This is a genomic window from Nostoc sp. CCY 9925 (assembly GCF_963920935.1).
GTDB lineage: Bacteria > Cyanobacteriota > Cyanobacteriia > Cyanobacteriales > Nostocaceae > Nostoc.
This window is the reverse complement of sequence record NZ_CAWUDO010000049.1, coordinates 25153-42819: the sequence shown is the minus strand read 5'-3', so window position 1 is coordinate 42819 and position 17667 is coordinate 25153. Positions and strand designations below refer to the sequence as shown.

General features: G+C 40.5%; 16 protein-coding genes. 7 read left to right on the top strand and 9 right to left on the bottom strand.

Going from position 1 to position 17667, the window contains the following annotated elements:
• Positions 1–480: 480 nt before the first annotated feature.
• Together ACM0OY_RS22805 and ACM0OY_RS22800 are read left to right on the top strand one after the other, a co-directional pair.
• A complete protein-coding gene (locus ACM0OY_RS22805; RefSeq protein ID WP_414571118.1) occupies positions 481–681 on the top strand; it encodes a hypothetical protein in 201 nt (66 codons plus the stop codon).
• Positions 653–2869, top strand: coding sequence for a beta strand repeat-containing protein (locus tag ACM0OY_RS22800; RefSeq protein ID WP_414571117.1), 2217 nt, complete (start codon positions 653–655; stop codon positions 2867–2869). Before ACM0OY_RS22805 ends, ACM0OY_RS22800 begins: the two co-directional genes overlap by 29 nt.
• Positions 2870–3024: 155 nt before the next feature.
• Here the strand turns inward: ACM0OY_RS22800 and ACM0OY_RS22795 are convergent, their stop codons facing one another.
• On the bottom strand, positions 3025–4071 hold the full coding sequence (locus ACM0OY_RS22795; protein ID WP_414571116.1) for a 3-deoxy-7-phosphoheptulonate synthase: 1047 nt from the start codon (positions 4069–4071) through the stop codon (positions 3025–3027).
• Positions 4072–4697: 626 nt separating this feature from the next.
• Here ACM0OY_RS22795 and ACM0OY_RS22790 point away from each other — a divergent pair.
• Positions 4698–5255, top strand: coding sequence for a GNAT family N-acetyltransferase (locus tag ACM0OY_RS22790; protein ID WP_414571115.1), 558 nt, complete (start codon positions 4698–4700; stop codon positions 5253–5255).
• Here the strand turns inward: ACM0OY_RS22790 and ACM0OY_RS22785 are convergent.
• The 3 genes from ACM0OY_RS22785 to ACM0OY_RS22775 form a co-directional block, all read right to left on the bottom strand.
• On the bottom strand, positions 5184–5972 hold the full coding sequence (locus ACM0OY_RS22785; RefSeq protein WP_414571114.1) for an SDR family oxidoreductase: 789 nt from the start codon (positions 5970–5972) through the stop codon (positions 5184–5186). The two genes, ACM0OY_RS22790 and ACM0OY_RS22785, sit on opposite strands and share 72 nt — an antisense overlap.
• 18 nt (positions 5973–5990) lie before the next feature.
• Positions 5991–6812, bottom strand: coding sequence for an NADPH-dependent oxidoreductase (locus ACM0OY_RS22780; protein ID WP_414571113.1), 822 nt, complete (start codon positions 6810–6812; stop codon positions 5991–5993).
• Positions 6813–6879: 67 nt separating this feature from the next.
• Positions 6880–7989, bottom strand: a complete 1110-nt coding sequence (locus tag ACM0OY_RS22775; protein ID WP_414571112.1) for a sulfonate ABC transporter substrate-binding protein — start codon at positions 7987–7989, stop codon at positions 6880–6882.
• Positions 7990–8814: 825 nt separating this feature from the next.
• On the opposite strand from ACM0OY_RS22775, the gene ACM0OY_RS22770 reads away from it, so the two are divergent.
• The 4 genes from ACM0OY_RS22770 to ACM0OY_RS22755 all read left to right on the top strand — a co-directional run bounded on the left by ACM0OY_RS22770 (position 8815) and on the right by ACM0OY_RS22755 (position 13578).
• A complete protein-coding gene (locus ACM0OY_RS22770) occupies positions 8815–9183 on the top strand; it encodes a hypothetical protein (protein ID WP_414571111.1) in 369 nt (122 codons plus the stop codon).
• Between the two features lie 186 nt (positions 9184–9369).
• A complete protein-coding gene (locus ACM0OY_RS22765; RefSeq protein ID WP_414571110.1) occupies positions 9370–9720 on the top strand; it encodes a hypothetical protein in 351 nt (116 codons plus the stop codon).
• Positions 9721–9865: 145 nt separating this feature from the next.
• The gene (locus ACM0OY_RS22760) at positions 9866–12034 is read left to right on the top strand and encodes a peptidase domain-containing ABC transporter (protein WP_414571109.1); all 2169 of its coding nucleotides are present in this window, start codon (positions 9866–9868) and stop codon (positions 12032–12034) included.
• 38 nt (positions 12035–12072) lie between these two features.
• Positions 12073–13578, top strand: coding sequence for an HlyD family secretion protein (locus ACM0OY_RS22755; RefSeq protein WP_414571108.1), 1506 nt, complete (start codon positions 12073–12075; stop codon positions 13576–13578).
• Positions 13579–13673: 95 nt separating this feature from the next.
• On the opposite strand, the gene ACM0OY_RS22750 is transcribed toward ACM0OY_RS22755, so the two are convergent.
• From ACM0OY_RS22750 to ACM0OY_RS22730, 5 genes are all read right to left on the bottom strand, one after another.
• Entirely contained in the window at positions 13674–14024 is a 351-nt protein-coding gene (locus ACM0OY_RS22750; protein WP_414571107.1) for a four helix bundle protein, read from the bottom strand.
• Between the two features lie 174 nt (positions 14025–14198).
• Complete coding sequence (locus ACM0OY_RS22745; protein WP_414571106.1) at positions 14199–14960, bottom strand: class II aldolase/adducin family protein; 762 nt, start codon at positions 14958–14960, stop codon at positions 14199–14201.
• Between the two features lie 184 nt (positions 14961–15144).
• Entirely contained in the window at positions 15145–15639 is a 495-nt protein-coding gene (locus tag ACM0OY_RS22740; protein WP_414571105.1) for a hypothetical protein, read from the bottom strand.
• Positions 15640–15745: 106 nt separating this feature from the next.
• Entirely contained in the window at positions 15746–15949 is a 204-nt protein-coding gene (locus ACM0OY_RS22735) for an RRXRR domain-containing protein (protein ID WP_414571104.1), read from the bottom strand.
• A gap of 650 nt (positions 15950–16599) precedes the next feature.
• Positions 16600–17496, bottom strand: coding sequence for a LysR family transcriptional regulator (locus tag ACM0OY_RS22730; protein ID WP_414571103.1), 897 nt, complete (start codon positions 17494–17496; stop codon positions 16600–16602).
• Positions 17497–17667 lie beyond the last annotated feature (171 nt).

Below are 17667 nucleotides of genomic sequence, written 5' to 3'. Positions count from 1 at the left end.
ATTAGCAAAAAAATTATTATGAGTCTATAAAAAATTGTTTCGTTAGATAATTATCATTCAATAATAATATTTCAAATATGTAAAGATATTTGTTCAAAAATCAATCACTCAGAAAATATTCTGTATATTAATGATGAGCAGAAAATTTGAACGTTCTGTTCGTTTGTTTACGCTTTACAATTTCTTTCCTATTTTTCAGCTAGATGCTCAGGCTTAACAACTGATAGCAAAGGCATAAATATCTGTTGCCCTATTTTGAGGCTAGTAAGACTTACGCATTGACAAATCATAAATGAGGTGGCTTTTTTAAATTCAAGCTTGATTGTTCGATATTTTTTGAGCAATATTTTAGTTCGGGTTAAGCTTGAAGTATTGCTTATAAAGATGATTGCAAAAAGCCTGAAATGAGATTTACTCAAATCCACACATTCATAAATTTGTACAGTGCCTAAGACTTAGATAGCTGAAATATTTTCCTCAGTGCTGCCTGCAAACCATGAAGATGTAAAACTTACCAAAAAATTGTTAGCCCTCAAGGGTGACATCAAGTATATCGAAAGCATCAACTTTCGAGAGATTTTTGTACGCCAAAACAGCACTCACAACCGAGAACTTAAATTACTCGAACAATCAATTCAACTAGGAGAAAGTTATGGCAAATATCATTGGAACCAACGGTAACAATACTCTACTGGGCACCACCAGCGCCGACACGATTAACGGTAAACTTGGCAATGATGCGATTACAGGGAACAAAGCCAACGACATCCTAACTGGTGGCGGTGGCAAGGATAGATTTGTTTACAACTTAGGTGACGGCATTGATACGATTACTGATTTTGGTGGAGTAGGTAAAGGCACAAACCCAACAGCACCAGTTATTGCCGAAGTTGATACCATCAAATTTGTTGGCGCTGGGTTAACAGCACGAAATTTGTTGCTCACCCAAAATGGTACAAATTTGGAAATCACCTTTGAAGGGGTGGCTGGTACAAAAATCATCTTGAATAATTTCAAACTAGAAGATTTGGAGAACTTGAAAGCTTCCGGTAGTACGCCAGCGATCGGTAATATTATCTTTGATGGACAAACAAGCATTGTTGACAGTTTTAATGTCTTAGATGCCAACTCTACAGAAACAAGCATCGGCATCAAGAATACTGTAACCTTCCTCAATGACCTTGCTAACAACATTACCGCTTTAGACAACTCGAATGATGTAGTAAATGGTCAGGGAGGTAATGACAAAATAGATGGTAAGAGTGGCGACGACTTGCTGCGGGGTGGTGCAGGCAACGATACTCTCATTGGTGGTGCTGGCAATAACACCCTCAACGGTGGTGCTGATAGCGATTACTTGAATGTTAAATATTCAACAGGCAATAACTTACTCAATGGTGGCGATGGTAATGATTCTCTCTTCGCCTCTGGCGACTTCAATGGTTCCACCGTATATATCCCTGGCTCTTCTGGCAAAAACACTCTTAATGGTGGCAATGGTAGCGATTATTTAAATGTTGACTATTCAACAGGTAATAATCTGCTCTCTGGGGGTAATGGCAATGACACTCTTTCTGCATCTGACTACAGCTACGGCGACTTTCCTGGATACCCTGGCGAACCATTTATTCTCTATAAGGGCGTGTCTGGCAATAATACACTCATTGGTGGTGCTGGCAACGATTACTTGAATGTTAGTTATTCGGCAGGAGATAATCTGCTGGATGGGGGCGATGGCAATGATATTCTATCAGCCCAAGGTTCTAATGATGACTACGGAAGCGATAGCAATAACACCCTTAACGGTGGCAATGGTGACGATAAGCTGAATGTTGACAATTCAAGAGGCGATAACCTCCTCAATGGTGGAGATGGCAATGATACTCTGAGTGCGTCTGGCTTTAGCTACAGAGGTTACGAACCAGCCTCAGGAAATAACACCCTCAACGGAGGCGCTGGTAACGATTACTTTGATATTAAAGATTCAACAGGTAATAACTTGCTCTCTGGTGGGGATGGTAATGATTCCTTCTATGTAACAGCCTCATATACTGCCCCCTCTTATTTAGTGACTCAAACGATAGATGGAGGCAAGGATAACGATTTGTTGTCAGGTGATTACAGGAGTTTTAGCGAAGGAATCACCTCGAATTTCAATGCCACTACTAATATTGGAGCTATTACGGCAGACACCTATCACTTTAACTACAAGAATATCGAACGATTAGATATCAAAGGTACAAATTACAATGACTTGATTGTGGGGAGCAATGGCAACGATACACTCAACCCAGGCTATCAGGGCAAAGATACAATAGATGGTGGTCAGGGTAACGATTTATTGTCGGTCGATTACATATATGCTACCGGAGGAATCACAACGACATTCAATGCCAATAATAACAGTGGCTCAATTAAGGCAGGTGCGGAATCGGTTAGCTACAAGAATATCGAACAATTAAATATCCGAGGTACAGAGTACAATGACCTCATTGTGGGTAACAATGGCAACGATACCCTTACAGGTGAGGGCGGTAATGATAGCCTAATTGGAGGAGCTGGCATTGATACTTTTGTTTTCGATAATATCTATGAAAATAGCGATCGCATTTATGATTTCAACGCCACGAATGAAGTAATTCAGTTATCGGCTTTTTTTGGTGGTGGCTTATCAACAGGTGTACTCAAAGCTAATCAATTTAGAATCGGTACATCTGCAACCACTACCACTCAAAGGTTTATTTATAACTCTACCACAGGTGCATTGTTCTTCGACCAGGATGGTAGTGCGGGTGAGTTTACCAAGGTACAATTTGCACAACTATCTGCTGGGTTGGCATTAACTAACAACAATTTTGTCGTTGTTTAATACGAGCAGAAAAAATTAGAAACTATTGGATTAGGAGGTGTATAAAAGAGATAGGAGGATGAGGAAATATTTTCTTCCCGATCTTCCCATCTCTTTTTCTGCCTCAATAAGACAATTTTGGAATCCTGAATTAATATTCTAGTCTCCCAAACAAGTTACTTCAGTTTTTCGTAAGCAGCCAAAATAATTTTCTCTGTTTCTTCCCAATTAATACATTTGTCAGTTACAGAAACACCATATTTTAATTCTTCTTTTTTCCCAGTAATTGGTTGATTACCTTCATAGATATTCGATTCCAACATCATACCAACTATTGATGTATTGCCGTCCAATATTTGCTCAATAATATTTTCCAAGACGGCTGGTTGTAATTTGTAGTCTTTATTTGTATTCCCGTGGCTACAATCAATGACAATCCTTGGTGCTAAATCTGCGTCTTTTAATTTCTTTTCTACCAGGCTGACGCTTGCTGCATCAAAGTTTGGCTGATTACCACCTCTTAAAATGACGTGACCGTAGGCATTACCTTTGGTTTGAAAGACGCTGACTTGTCCGTTTTGATTGATGCCCAAGAAATTATGAGGGTTTCTAGCTGATTGTAGGGCATTCAAAGCTACTTGAATATTGCCGTCAGTACCGTTTTTAAAACCCACAGGCATGGAAAGTCCGCTTGCCATTTCCCGATGAGTTTGTGATTCAGTTGTGCGTGCGCCGATCGCAGACCATGTAATCAGTTCGCTAATATATTGAGGGATAATTGGATCTAACGCTTCTGTACCAGCAGGTAAACCCAATTCTGTAATTTTTAATAATAGCTCGCGTGCAATTAATAAACCATTTTCTACATGAAAAGAATCATCCATTTCTGGGTCGTTAATTAATCCTTTCCAGCCGACGGTTGTTCTGGGTTTTTCAAAGTAAACTCGCATAATTAATAGCAGTTTATCTTGAACTTTTTCGGCTAATTCTTTCAATCTTTGGGAATATTCGATCGCAGTTTCAGGATCGTGAATTGAACACGGCCCAACTACTATGAATTTTCGGCGATCGCGAAAATCTAAAATCTCTTCTATTTCCTCTCTATACCTTAAAACTGTTTGTTCAGCTAATTGAGTTAATGGCAATCTTGATTTAATTTCATTGGGAGTTAATAGAACGCGATCGCTCTCGATGTTAGCATTAAATAATTGATGGTTGTGCATGGAGATTCTTTCGGATGTTTCTGAGTGAAATTTAATATACACAGTTTTAATCAAAAATACAATATGAGTTGATATTTTGTCTGAATAAATTTATAAAAATAGCTTATTTTAGTGAAACAATTACTGTTATGAATATTTGATTTGATTGTAAGATCGCTGTTTCCAATTGGGTCAAATATAGATGAATGTACAGTTATATATAAGTGTCAATTGATGCCAAGATATCAGACAAAATTTTGTTTTCACCTTAATATAGCCGTAGTCACACAGGTTAGGACATTTTGAAAGCATGGAAGCTAGGAATAGTAATACTTTTACCTCCTGCCTCCTGCCTCCTGCCTCCTGCCTCCTGCCTTCTGCCTTCTGCTATAACTGATAACTGTTCGATGTTCACTGATTTAAACTAATCGCCAAGGACGCCAAGCACGCCAAGGAAGAAGGAACGATCGTTTAGTGGAAGTTTACATTAGAGTTGGTAGAAGAAGGCAATAGTATTATTGAGCTACTGCGCTTATTATCGCAGATAGAGTGTTTGATATCATATACTGACAGCAAGAGAAGTTTGTAGACCCTTGTGTGGCTAGTTTTGCATAAGATTAAGAAATATTGTTTTTGCTCGATTGATTATGTATCTACAGGTGTTATCTGCTTCAATCGATGACAAACCGCTCATCCAAAGGATGATGGAGCTTTATCAGTATGACTTTTCAGAGTTTGAAGATCAAGACCTCAATGAACATGGTTACTTTGGATACCCTTATCTAGATTATTACTGGATTGAAGGCGATCGCTATCCGTTCATTGTGCGAGTACGCAAAAAGCTGGCTGGATTTGTTTTAGTCAATCAATTCACATACATTGCAGACAGTCAATATTCTATTGCAGAGTTTTTTATTTTACGAAAATATAGGCAGCAAGGAATTGGTAGATTGGTTGCCTCTCAAGTCTTCGACCGATTTTGTGGCAGGTGGGAAATTTATCAAATTACCACAAATACAGTTGCTCAAAAATTTTGGCGCAGTGTGATTTCAGATTATACAACAGGTAAGTTTACAGAAATTGCCATTGATGATGGCGATCGCCAAGGAATGATTCAATGTTTTGACAACACCTCAAAATGTTCCTTGAATAATTCCGCCATCTACTTGCAACATGACTCCATTCACAAACGAGGCTGCTGGTGAACTCAAAAATACTGCAACATTGGCAAACTCTTCTGGTGTCCCCATGCGACCTAAAGGAACTTTCGCATTAATGTTGGCGATTTCTGCTTCTTTGGTTTCGCCACTTTTAGTAATTTGGGCGTTGATTAATTCTTCAACTCGTTCTGTATATGTCCACCCTGGTAAAATACTGTTGACGCGAATTTGATCACTACCCAATTCTTGGCTGAGAGTTTTAGTTAAACCAATTACCGCTAATCGAATGGAATTAGACAATACCAGATTTTGGACTGGTTGTTTGGTTGACGTTGAGGTGATTGTTAAAATTGCAGGCGCAGTAGATTGGCGCAAGTGAGGTAAAGCGTACTTTACTAAACGGACTGCACTTAACAAAGTCAAGTTAAGGGAAGTTTCCCAAGTAGCTAAATCGATATCATCAAAAGTGCCAGCAGGTGGGCCTCCAGCGTTGGTAACGAGAATATCCAAACCGCCAAACTTCTCTACTGTGGCATTAATCACCCGTTCAATATCTTGTTGACTGGTAACATCTGCACGCAGAGATAGCACTTGGGTACCTGTTTCGCTGGTAATTTCCGCAGCAGCTTTGTCAACTGACTCACTGCGGGCACAAATGGCGACTTTTGCACCCTCACGGGCAAATTGCCTTGCTGTAGCTTTGCCCAAACCTTTACTAGCAGCTGTTACTAAGGCGACTTTGCCACGGAGTTGCAAATCCATAATTTTGATATTTTTTGTTTACAGTAACTTGAAGCCCAGGTTATTGAGAACTTGCCGCAAGCGATCGCGTCCTCTCAATGACTCAACGGTTGCAATCCGCCCAGCTGAGTGTTCTGACCAATCACCAGCAACATTCATCTTTTGTTCAGTATAGAACTCTTTGATGATGTTATTGTAATGAGCGATCGCTTCATCTTGTTCTGCCAATTTATAAGTCTCCCGGTGTAGCACAGCTGATTGTGGTAACCGTGGCTTAATTGCAGCATTCACTTCTGGATCTGGATAGCCTACACACAACCCAAACACAGCATACACAGAAGCAGGCAAATTCAAGGTTGCTGCTACTTCTTCTGGACGGTTGCGGATTCCACCGATATATACTGTTCCCAAACCCAGAGACTCAGCTGCTACTGTGGCATTTTGGGCTGCCAACGTGGCATCAACTGTTGCCATGACAAACATTTCCAAATATTCCAAACCATCATGGGATATACCACGGCTGTCAGCAACGTAAGCCAGACGTGCTAAATCTGCTAACCACACCAAGAATAAAGGCGCTTGGCGGATGTGCGCTTGATTTCCCGCCAGCTTCGATAACTCATCTTTGCGTTCTTGGCTTTCGACTGCTACCACACTCCAGGTTTGCAAATTTGAGGAAGTAGATGCAGATTGGGCGGCTGCAACCAGCAACTCCAGAGTTCCGGGTGGTAAAGGATCGGATAAATAAGCACGAATTGAACGGTGAGATAGTAGTGATGTCAGAGAGTCATTCCATTCAATTTCGGGATTGAAAGGAATTTCACCGTAGCGCGATCGCAATAGTTCTGTAGGATTGGTCATAATTCATTTCCCGATTCAAAATTTTCAGTTGTTTTATCAAGAAGAATTCAGGAGTCAAAATTCTTGATTAGATTTTGGATGAAAATGCAGCGTATTGTTCTTTGCTTAAAACTCCATCTCTGACATTCACCTTTTTGGGAATCAACTTTAACTGATAATATGTATCAGCTACTTGTTGTTGTAAATTTATCAGTTCATCATTAATTGCTACAATTCCAAACGTCCGCCTATTAGTAGCTTTTCTCATGCTTTCTATGTCAATTCCTAATACTGATGAGAGAGTTTGCGCTACTTCTTCTCGATGGGTTTTAGCCCATTCTTCTAGCTGTTGAATTTCCTCTAATACTGCCTTGACAATTTGGGAATTTTCAGTTACAAATTTACGGGTTGTTAAATAATATCCTCCCTGTTTATTAATTCCTGTACCATCAATCAAGACTTTGGCTTTAGTTGCTTCTTGAGCCGCTGCATAGAACGGGTCCCAAATCACCCAAGCGTCTACACTACCTTTAACAAATGCAGCACGCGCATCAGCTGGTGGCAAATATTTAGGCTCAATTTCACTATATTTCACTCCAGCTTTTTCTAAAGCTTGAACTAATAATAAGTGGGCGCTAGAACCTTTTTGAAAAGCAATTTTTTTGCCTTTCAAATCACTCACTTTTTGAATTGCAGAATTCTGGGGAACAAGAATTGCTGAACCCGCAGGACTAGAAGCAATACCAGCTATATAAGTTAATGATGCTCCTGCTGCTTGGGCAAATATCGGTGGTGATTCTCCGACATGTCCAAAGTCAATACTACCCACATTCATAGCTTCTAGCATTTGTGGGCCCGCAGGAAATTCAATCCATTCTACAGATATCCCATCTGGTGACAAACGCTTCTCTAAAACACCCTTATTTTTCAACAAAATATTCGATTTTTGATACCCAAATCGCACTAATGTTGCTTTGCTAGAAGCAGAGTTCGCCACAGATGTAGCACTAGGATTAGGAGAATTAACACTCGATGTCGATGAACAGGCAGCAAATAACAAGCTCAAACAAAGACTGGTAACAAAAGCCCCGACTATTGGTAAAGAAAAGAATAATTTATTTTGGTTGTTAAATGAATTCCTGATTTTTATCAAAGACATCCACTTGGCGATTAAGCGGCGAAAGATTTGGTTAACCATTAAAATCATCCCTCTGAACTATATTAATACTATATACCTATAGTGTTACCGTAGTATAGTCATTGGGCATAGGGGATTGGGTAGTGGGAAGAGTCAGAGGTTTATGAGGGGTTCATCTGGGATAGCTGCAAAATGGAACATGTTGTAAAGTCTTGTAATGCAAACAAAGCAAAACCCATGATACACGGTTGTTTCAATACCTAACTTTACTTGACTCCTCCAGCTAGAGACCATTTATAAAGTAAATCTTAAGTAGGGTGTGTTAGGCGCTAATCTCATATTTTTTGTGACAAATAATCTCCAAATACACACTTAATACACCCTACAAGAATTTTATTTTTACTTTATAAATAGCCTCTAAGCTAATCTAACTTTTGGTATTATCTAAACTCTTACCATAGCAAGGGAGATTTCAAAGCGTCTTCTCTTCTCTACCCTGCAAGAAAGGGTAGGAAAGATGTTTATAGAGAGGTTTTTCAGATTCTGTGAAAAGCAAAAGAAAAAATAAAATTTGTATAATTCGTATTTACAAATATCTTTTTCCTCATATAGTAAGAATAAGCGAGTTAATCATCCTCCTCTCGAAATAAATCCTGACGCTAAAAAGTTAACTCCTATTATTATGAATAGAGATAACTTTTGTTTTTACCTTTATGTCTACTCTGCAAGAAAGACTGCTGTCTGGGAACTACTAGTCTTTTATGACATTAAGGGTAAACGCCGTATAGGTGAGATTTAGATATTATTTATCAGCAACGCCTAACCTATCGGCGTTTAGAAATATTGAGCGTATTTTCTAAACACCAACTTTTAGGAGAAAATCACATGGCTATGACAGTGGAAACAGCCCAGTTAAACAACCAAAGCATCTTACAAAGTTTTGGTTGGGTTGAAGAAATTGACGAACAAGCTGCGGAAATAATTTCTGGTGGCTCTGAGAGATTTACGATCAGAAACAACACACAATATAACATTACTCATAATTTGGATGGTACTTTATTCACAATTCAACCAGGTGAAGCATGGATTTATACTACCCCTTACAACGGAATAATTGAATTTGACATTGACGGTCGAGATTATTTAAGGCTGGATAAATCATACAATTTGTCTGATGGGCAAATATATGAATTTCAAAACAACTACGACACTAGTAATCCCTATGATATTGATCTCTATCCGGTATACTCCTAATCAAATTTCTAGTTAAGAATAGGAGTCAGAAGTCTTCATATTCCAGTATTGATTAGATAACGAGCAAGTCATGAAGTCCTTTTGGCCACTTCAATGAATAATTTTTCTACTGAAGAAGAAGATTTTGCTGCGTTACGCTAACCCAATACAGTTCAGATATCTCTTAATTATTTTTGGAGTAATACCATGTTAGGAATGAATAAAGAGTACGACGTTTCTTTAAACGCTTTCAATAGCCAATTATTTCATGAATTAACCGATGGTGAAGCTTCAGTATTTGCTGGAGGATTAAGCTTGAGAAATGATACAGATAGGTCAATAAGTTTTTCCATTCTTAGCCCTGATTCTGACCCGAAAACGGTAGTTTTACAACCTGGGGAAGAAAGCTCTTATGATACTGAGTATGTACTTTACGATTCGATAGTAGGCGATCCATACCGTCCAGAACTGAAAGGATTAAAGAATGAGGGAAGTTACAGGTTTACTTTAAATGGAGATCAAATAAGTATTCTAGGTAAAGGCTCTAATTTCAGATAAAGGCTCTAATTCGATCTAAATACAGTCTCTTTCTGTTTTCAAAGAATAAGTCTAATTCGTAAATCCTAATTTTTCTGCGTAAATCTTCATTCAATATAGTCAATTTCTTTCACTGTACTTTTCGCCCCAAAAATCGCCCTGGAAAATGAAATACAAAATTGTCCTTCAACACAGTGAAGAAGATTGTGGTGCAGCCACTTTAGCCACGATTTCCCAACACTACGGACGCACATTTACCCTTAACCGCGTGCGCGAAGCTGTTGGTACTGGGGCGAGAGGAACTACTCTATTGGGATTAAGGCGGGGTGCAGAAGCCCTGGGATTCCATAGTCGGCAAGTTAAAGCCACTCCTCAACTCATCAACCAATTAGATCGAGCTCCTTTACCTGCCATTATTCACTGGAAAGGCTACCACTGGGTGGTATTATACGGGCAGAAAGGGAAAAAATATGTAATTGCCGACCCTGGTGTTGGTATCCGTTACCTGACTCACGAGGAGTTAATTAAAGGTTGGAGTAATGGGGTGATGCTGCTACTCCTTCCTGATGAAAGCCGCTTTTATCAACAAGAATCAGATAAAATTGGCGGTTTTAGCGGTTACCTGCAACGGGTTTATCCCTATCGGTTTATTTTAGCCCAAGCGATCGCCATGAATATCGCTATTGGGCTGCTTTCCCTGACATCACCCTTCATGATGCAACTACTTACCGATGATGTCTTAGTGCGGGGAGATACCCAATTATTAACCACCGTCGCTATTGGCGTAATCACCCTGAATTTAATTAGAAGCGCCATTAGTTTAGTACAATCGCACCTGATCAGTCATTTCAGTCAAAGATTGCAATTAGGACTAATTCTAGAATACGGGCGCAAACTCTTACATTTACCCCTATCTTATTTTGAAGCACGACGCAGTGGGGAGGTGGTAAGCCGCATTGCTGATGTTCACGCTATCAATAACTTAGTTTCCCAAATTGTCCTCGGATTACCCAGTCAATTTTTTATTGCTCTAGTCTCCTTGGGCTTTATGCTTTTTTACACTTGGGAGTTAACTCTAGCTTCTATAGTTGCATTTATCATAGTTACGGCTGTTAACTTGCTTTTTTTACCAGCACTGCGACAGAAAACCCGCAATATGATTGTTTCTGGTACAGAAAACCAAGGTTTTTTAGTAGAAACATTTCGAGGAGTACAAGTCTTAAAAACTACCCAAGCTACACCCCAAGCCTGGGAAGAATATCAAGGAAATTTTGGTCGTCTGGCTAACTTGGGCTGGAGTACCATGCAGCTAGGACTTTACAGCAGTACAGTTACAAGTATTCTTTCGACATTTATTAATATTGGTATTCTCTGGATTGGTAGCTATTTAGTAATTAATCGCACTTTAACCATCGGACAATTAATTGCCTATAACGGCATGAGTAGCAATTTTCTCGGCTTTTTGAGTTCTGTCATTGGCTTAGTAGATGAGTTTATCACTTCCCAAATAGTTATTCAACGTCTGACAGAAGTTATTGATGCTACTCCAGAAGATGAAAATGATGTGAGAAAGCAGTGGGTAGAAATTCCTGGAAATACAGATATTACTTGCAATGAAATTAATTTTCACCATACAGGGAGAGTTGATTTATTGCAAGATTTTTCCGTAACTATTCCTGGTGGTCAAGCAATTGCTCTAATTGGTAAATCTGGCTGTGGTAAAAGTACCCTAGCAAAGTTGATTACTGGTTTATATACAATTCAATCAGGAAATATTCGCTATGCTTTTTATAATCAGCAAGATATATCTTTAGAATGTTTGCGCCAACAGGTGGTTTTAATACCACAAGAAGCTCATTTTTGGAGTCGTTCGATTCTGGATAATTTCCAATTTAGTTATCCTCACATTAGTTTTGCTGACATTATTAGAGCCTGTCAAATTACTGGTGCTGATGAATTTATCAGCGAATTACCTGATAAATATCAAACTGTCTTAGGAGAATTTGGAGCTAATCTTTCTGGTGGACAAAAACAACGATTAGCTATAGCTAGAGCCATAGTTACTGACCCACCCATCCTGATTTTAGATGAATCTACCAGCGCACTCGACCCAGTAAGCGAAGCACAAATACTAGATATGCTTTTAGACCATCGTCAGGGGAAAACTACTATTTTCATTAGTCACCGTACTAGGTTGATTCAACGTGCAGATTGGATTATTTTTTTAGAAAAAGGGCGGTTAAAAATTCAAGGAACAGCAGAAGATTTGCGACAAATTAATGGCGAGCATTTAGACTTTTTGGATGATGTGGTTTTGAAAATGAATTGGCGTTGATTTGTTCACCTATATGGGAATTTTTAAGCGGTATAATTATGGTTGAAAACACAGATTTTTTACAACCAATTCAAACAGATCAATTTCTCCCACCGATTAGTCGTTGCATTACCTTTGGTGGACTCTTTGTTCTCTGCGTTTTGGGACTAGCGATTCCTGTCGCCACAGTCACCAAATATAAGGTGACAGTCAAAGGACAAGCAGTTGTCCGTCCATCTGGGGAATTGCGAATTGTGCAGGCCGCAACTGAAGGCCAAGTTATGCAGATTTATGTCAAAGAAAATCAAGTTGTCAAAACCGGAGATGCGATCGCCATTATTGACGACTCCCGCTTACAAACTAAAAAAAGCCAACTGCAAAGTAATATTCAGCAAGCTAAGTTGCAGCTAGGGCAAATCAACGCTCAAATTCACACTTTGAACAGTCAAATCCGCGCCGAAACTGCTAAAGTTAACCGGATTATCACTGCTACTGAGGTTGAATTAAGCGATCGCCTGCGCCAATATCAGGATAAAAAAATTACTACTGTGGCTGAATTCCAAGAAGCTCAAGCTTATGTGCAAATTGCTCAACAAGAATTGCAGGTTGGCATAACACAGTTAAAAACAGCACAAGCAAATCTGCATTCTACTGAGGCTGCTTGGAATGCAGCTAAGTCAAAGCAAAACCGATATGAGAGTGTAGCGCAAGCAGGAGCCTTGTCTAGGGATAAATTAGAGGAAGCGCGGTTAGCTGTAAAACAGCAACAACAAGCTGTAGCAGCACAAAAAACAGTTGTGGAGGCGCAAAAGCAAACAATTGAGCGATTACAACAAACTGTATATGCAGCGATCGCTAAAAAGCAACGTGCGAAAGCCGCCTTAAATCCCAGTCATGCAGAAGTAGAAATTGCTACTGAGCGGATAGCCCAAGAAAAAGCCGCAGGTGAAAGTAATAAAGCAGCTTTAGACAAAGAACTGCAAGGAATTATCAAGCAACGGATTGAAGTAGAAAAACAGTTAGAGCGCGATACTAGCGAACTCAAGCAAGTGGAAATTGAACTTAATCACACCACTATTACTGCTACTGCTGATGGTATCATTTCTCAGATCAACTTGCGTAACCCCGGTCAAAGTGTGCATCCTGGCGAAGAAGTCTTGCAGATTGTCCCCAGTCATGCAAAGCAGATTGTCAAGGCAGCAATTGCATCTGAAGATAAAAGTAAGCTCAAAATTGGTCAACAAGTTCAAATGCGGGTTAGTGCTTGTCCCTACCCGGATTACGGTACTCTCAATGGTAAGGTTGAGGCGATTTCTCCAGATGCCATGACTCCCCCAACAAGTAGCACAAATGGATCTTCTCCTCATGGCAATACCACTCCGAAAGCGGCTGTCCCAGGTGCTTTTTATCAGGTGACTATTGAGCCGGAAAGTCTGGTTTTAGGTAAAGGCGAAAATCTGTGTCAGATTCAATTGGGAATGGAAGGTAGAGTTGATATTATTTCCCGTGAAGAAACAGTACTGCAATTTTTCTTGAGAAAAGCGAGGTTAATTGCAGATATCTGATTAGCCGGACATGACATAACACCAGACGGGAGCAATGCGATTTTGTGAGGCAGGAGGCAGAGGGCAGGAGGCAGGAGGCAGGAGACAGAAGGGTTTTAAGACTTAATCTTTTGAATGCTTGACACTAAAATTCCTTGAAACCTATCGACTTGTTGCAAAACAGGAGTAAATAGTTCAGGCGATGCTAATCCGACTTCCTTGGAAATAATCAACTGAGTATCAAGTTCTCGAAGCGAACCTAAAGCAATGTGTAGAAATTGGATATATTCGTTCTGCGTCCGTCTTCCATAACCTTCAGCTATATTTGATGGCACGGAAACTGCCGAGCGTCTAATCTGGCTAGTTAATCCGTAAAGTTCAGATTTCGGAAATTTTTCGGTAAGTCGATAGCAGTTAATGGCAAGCTTGACACCACGCTGCCAAATAAATTGTTCTCTGTAACTCATGGCGCAAGAAGTTTGAAGTAGGAAGTTGGGAGAAATTACATCATTATACACCTCCTGCCTTCTGCCTCCTGCCTCCTGCCTTGAACACAGAATTCTCACAAAATCGCGTTGCTCCCCACCAGACTGGGGGCAGACAGGGGAAATAACCAATGCCCAATGCCCCATGCCCAATGCCTAATCCAGCAAATCAGGTTCTTCGCGGACAATTCTGTCGTAAAGAGGCTGGAAGCTGAACCACCCACTTTTAGGCGCTCCCACTTGACTATGTGTTAAACGGGCCGTTTCGTGTTTGATAATATTGGGTCTACCTGCGGCTTGTGCCAGGAGTTGTGCTTGGCACGATTGCTCTAAGCTAATGTACCAAAAAGCAGCTTCATCTACCGTATGTCCCACAGTTAAAATACCGTGGTTACGCAGAATTATGGCTTTACTTCCCGCCAAAGCTGACGCAAGTCGCTTACCTTCAGATGTATCTAATACGACACCTGTATAATCTTCAAACATTGCATGGTCTTCGTAAAAAGCACAAGAATCTTGAGTCAAGGGGTCAAGCAGACGACCCAAACTCGACCACGCTTTGCCATAAATTGAATGGGCGTGTGCAGCTGCAACTACGTCAGGTCGAGCCTCATGAATTTGAGAATGGATGGCGAAGGCAGCCTGATTTACTTGAGCATCCCCTTTAACCACCTCACCTTCTTTATTAACCAAAATCAGGTCAGAAACTCGGATATGACCGAAGTATACTCCCAATGGATTGACCCAGAAATGGTCTGTAAACTCTGGATCGCGGGCTGTAATATGCCCTGCGATGCCTTCACTGAAACCAAAGCGACCAAACAGGCGAAAGGCAGCGGCTAGACGTTGCTTGCGGTGCAGGCGTTCATCTTCAACTCGCTCGAATACAGGGGGTTGTGGTCTATCGTACTTGGGCATGTTCTTGTTCCTCTTCCTCTTTGCAGGGAGCATTAGAATATCCGGAGCGAAAAGATTTGACACTATGAGATTCTGGAATGAACTGGTGACGCCAGATGCAACCAGTATCATTGCCGAGAAGATGGATAGATACAAATTCGCTCTCGGATGTGGTTTTGACGGCGTGGATATCACCATCTGGAGGTCAGAGGCGGTAAATATCCCCTGGTTGAAGCGATGCCTGCGGCTGGCTACGCCTACGCACTTCAGTTATTTGTAATTGTGCGTGTCCTTCGGCATTGCCGTTATCTACACGCCGATAGACTGTTTCTTGTTGATTACCTTTGTATAAACCAATCAATCCCCAAGCTAAATGGTCATGGACGGGAGTGGTTGAACCTGGGGGAATCACCAAGCTAAAAACAGACAAAGAACGGTCTTTAGCTCGATAAAGTAGCCATTGACCGATACCACCACCCATTTTGCTTTCGGGGTTGACTTGGGTAAACTTTTCAGGTAACCATTGCTGTTGGGCAAGTAATTCTTGAAAATAGGGTTCTAATTTAGCGAGAGTTTGTATATGATTGTCAGCAGTGCTGGCAGTAATTTCACGGAGTTTTGCTACAAGCGATCGCAGTTCTTGGCTTTCAATAAACCATTGGTCTTCTGGCAATGGATCTAAATTAATATCATTGTTCATTTATATTCCTCATTAATCTAAGTAAGTCGGTTGAATATTCCTCGTTGCTTAGTTAATCTTTATTTAAATACTTTCGTTTTATTGTGCCAACTAATCGCTAAGTTTTTTATCTTTGGCGTTTGACATCAGGGTGAATTTTGAACCCAAGTTGCTCAAGTTTTAAATGAGAAAGCGACTCCTTGAGAATGATAGTAAAGGGATATCGCTGGAATACAGTAGCTTTACCTTGTGATAATAGCAACCTTGCACGGCTAATACGTACTGGGTATAACGGTTGTTGGTTAGCATCGAGAATGAAAACTTTGGTCATGTATTAAATTCCTGACAGATAAAGTTATACCAATTTGAAATTAGAATGGGACAGATATATGAGTAGGGGCGTACAGCTGTCATAAGTGTCAACTTAACGTGAAAGCCTAGCCTGATAAGCATTTGAACATTTGTCGATGTACCACCTAGATTTTCGATCCCCCCTAACCCCCCTTAAAAATGCAGGGCTGTTTCATTTCATTTCAAACACAATTTGTCAAGATGGTCAGCGAGAAAAATTGTAAGTGAGAGTGACGACCAGATGAACTTTTAAGCACTTAAACAACAGTAAAATTGTTCATTTTATCGGCACGTTGGTAACAAAATAATCAATCTTTAATTGCTATAACCCTTGATTTTTCAGGCTATTTAGGGAATGAAACAGCCCTGCCTTAAAAAGGGGAGAGCTAGAATCTTGTGCCCCCTTTTTAAGGGGGTTGGGGGATCTAAAACGAGGTAAAATTGCGTGTTTGAACTTAAGTTGACACCAATGTACAGCTGTACGCCCCTACAGCCGATTCATTTGTTGCAAAGATTTTTGCAATTGAGCTGTGGTAGTACTTTTAAAATACGGTAATTTGGTCGAATAAGTGTAGTTTGCTAAAAACAGAAGTTATCACATACAAATTCAAAAAGCAAGTCCTCTTCTAGTCACCTACTGGGCTGACTCACATCAAGACAAGCTTGCACAAAGTCTTCAACTACGCTGTTTGAAGAATCTCGTCGCCAGGCCACAGCTAACATACTGGGGCTGACATCCTGAACTGGACGGAAAGTTTGTCCGGACAGCGCGTAAACTTGTGTGGTAGTTTCGGAGACTAGCGCTATTCCTTGACCATTAATCACCGCTTCCATAGCTTCATTAGTATTGTTTACTTCCGTGCCAAAGACGATTGGATGGCCGTCACGTTCATTCTTTGCTAGCCAGTGATCTCGCCATATTCCTGCTTCAGCAGGTACTGTAATAAACGGTTCATTAACCAAATCAGCTATCTGCAAAACTTCGTGCTGCGCTAGTGGATGCTCAGATGATAAAGCAACCCATCTTGGCTCAACCCATAAGATTTTCGTGAATAGTTTTTCTTGTTTGGGAACTGGTAACCGTAATAGGGCAACATCAGTATTGCCAGAGAGTAGTCCAGCTGTAGGATCTGAAAACTCAAAGAAACGAATCGCTACCTTCCATCCTGGTTGTAGGGTTTGAAACCGTGAAAGGATAGATTTCGTGAATTCGCTGCCAATCCTGCAAATAAAACCAACACGTAATGTCTGCGTTTCCCTTGCTGCTACTTCTCGTAGCGTTAACAAGGTAAACTGCCAATCCTGAATTAGCCCTTGAGCTAAAGGCAAGAGTGCTTCACCAGCAGCAGTCAGCTTCACTTCTCGACTATTACGGCGCAGTAGTTCAATGCCCAATTCCCGCTCTAGTTGGCGAATTTGCTTAGATAATGCTGGTTGTGAGATGTATAACTGCTCAGCAGCACGGGTGAAGTTCAACTCTTCAGCCACCGCAACAAAGTAACGAAGCAACCGTAAGTTTGCATCCATGCTGTTTGGTAGTTTTTATCTATTCCTTTTGGTTATAGCAATATATCTTGGACTTTTGACGCAGTTTGCGATAAAAACTTTTAATAAGTCAGGGATTGGGAAGTGGGGACTGGCGACTGGGGATTGGGTACAAGAGGCTTTAAGTACAAAGGTCTGGGGAAAGATACCCTG

Coding starts and splice junctions, on each gene's coding strand:
- ACM0OY_RS22795 (WP_414571116.1), bottom strand. CDS start 4,071: ATGCACAACCATCAATTATTTAATGCTAACATCGAGAGCGATCGCGTT.
- ACM0OY_RS22765 (WP_414571110.1), top strand. CDS start 9,370: ATGTTAGGAATGAATAAAGAGTACGACGTTTCTTTAAACGCTTTCAAT.
- ACM0OY_RS22800 (WP_414571117.1), top strand. CDS start 653: ATGGCAAATATCATTGGAACCAACGGTAACAATACTCTACTGGGCACC.
- ACM0OY_RS22775 (WP_414571112.1), bottom strand. CDS start 7,989: ATGGTTAACCAAATCTTTCGCCGCTTAATCGCCAAGTGGATGTCTTTG.
- ACM0OY_RS22735 (WP_414571104.1), bottom strand. CDS start 15,949: ATGACCAAAGTTTTCATTCTCGATGCTAACCAACAACCGTTATACCCA.
- ACM0OY_RS22750 (WP_414571107.1), bottom strand. CDS start 14,024: ATGAGTTACAGAGAACAATTTATTTGGCAGCGTGGTGTCAAGCTTGCC.
- ACM0OY_RS22740 (WP_414571105.1), bottom strand. CDS start 15,639: ATGAACAATGATATTAATTTAGATCCATTGCCAGAAGACCAATGGTTT.
- ACM0OY_RS22790 (WP_414571115.1), top strand. CDS start 4,698: ATGTATCTACAGGTGTTATCTGCTTCAATCGATGACAAACCGCTCATC.
- ACM0OY_RS22755 (WP_414571108.1), top strand. CDS start 12,073: ATGGTTGAAAACACAGATTTTTTACAACCAATTCAAACAGATCAATTT.
- ACM0OY_RS22730 (WP_414571103.1), bottom strand. CDS start 17,496: ATGGATGCAAACTTACGGTTGCTTCGTTACTTTGTTGCGGTGGCTGAA.
- ACM0OY_RS22745 (WP_414571106.1), bottom strand. CDS start 14,960: ATGCCCAAGTACGATAGACCACAACCCCCTGTATTCGAGCGAGTTGAA.
- ACM0OY_RS22780 (WP_414571113.1), bottom strand. CDS start 6,812: ATGACCAATCCTACAGAACTATTGCGATCGCGCTACGGTGAAATTCCT.
- ACM0OY_RS22770 (WP_414571111.1), top strand. CDS start 8,815: ATGGCTATGACAGTGGAAACAGCCCAGTTAAACAACCAAAGCATCTTA.
- ACM0OY_RS22760 (WP_414571109.1), top strand. CDS start 9,866: ATGAAATACAAAATTGTCCTTCAACACAGTGAAGAAGATTGTGGTGCA.
- ACM0OY_RS22785 (WP_414571114.1), bottom strand. CDS start 5,972: ATGGATTTGCAACTCCGTGGCAAAGTCGCCTTAGTAACAGCTGCTAGT.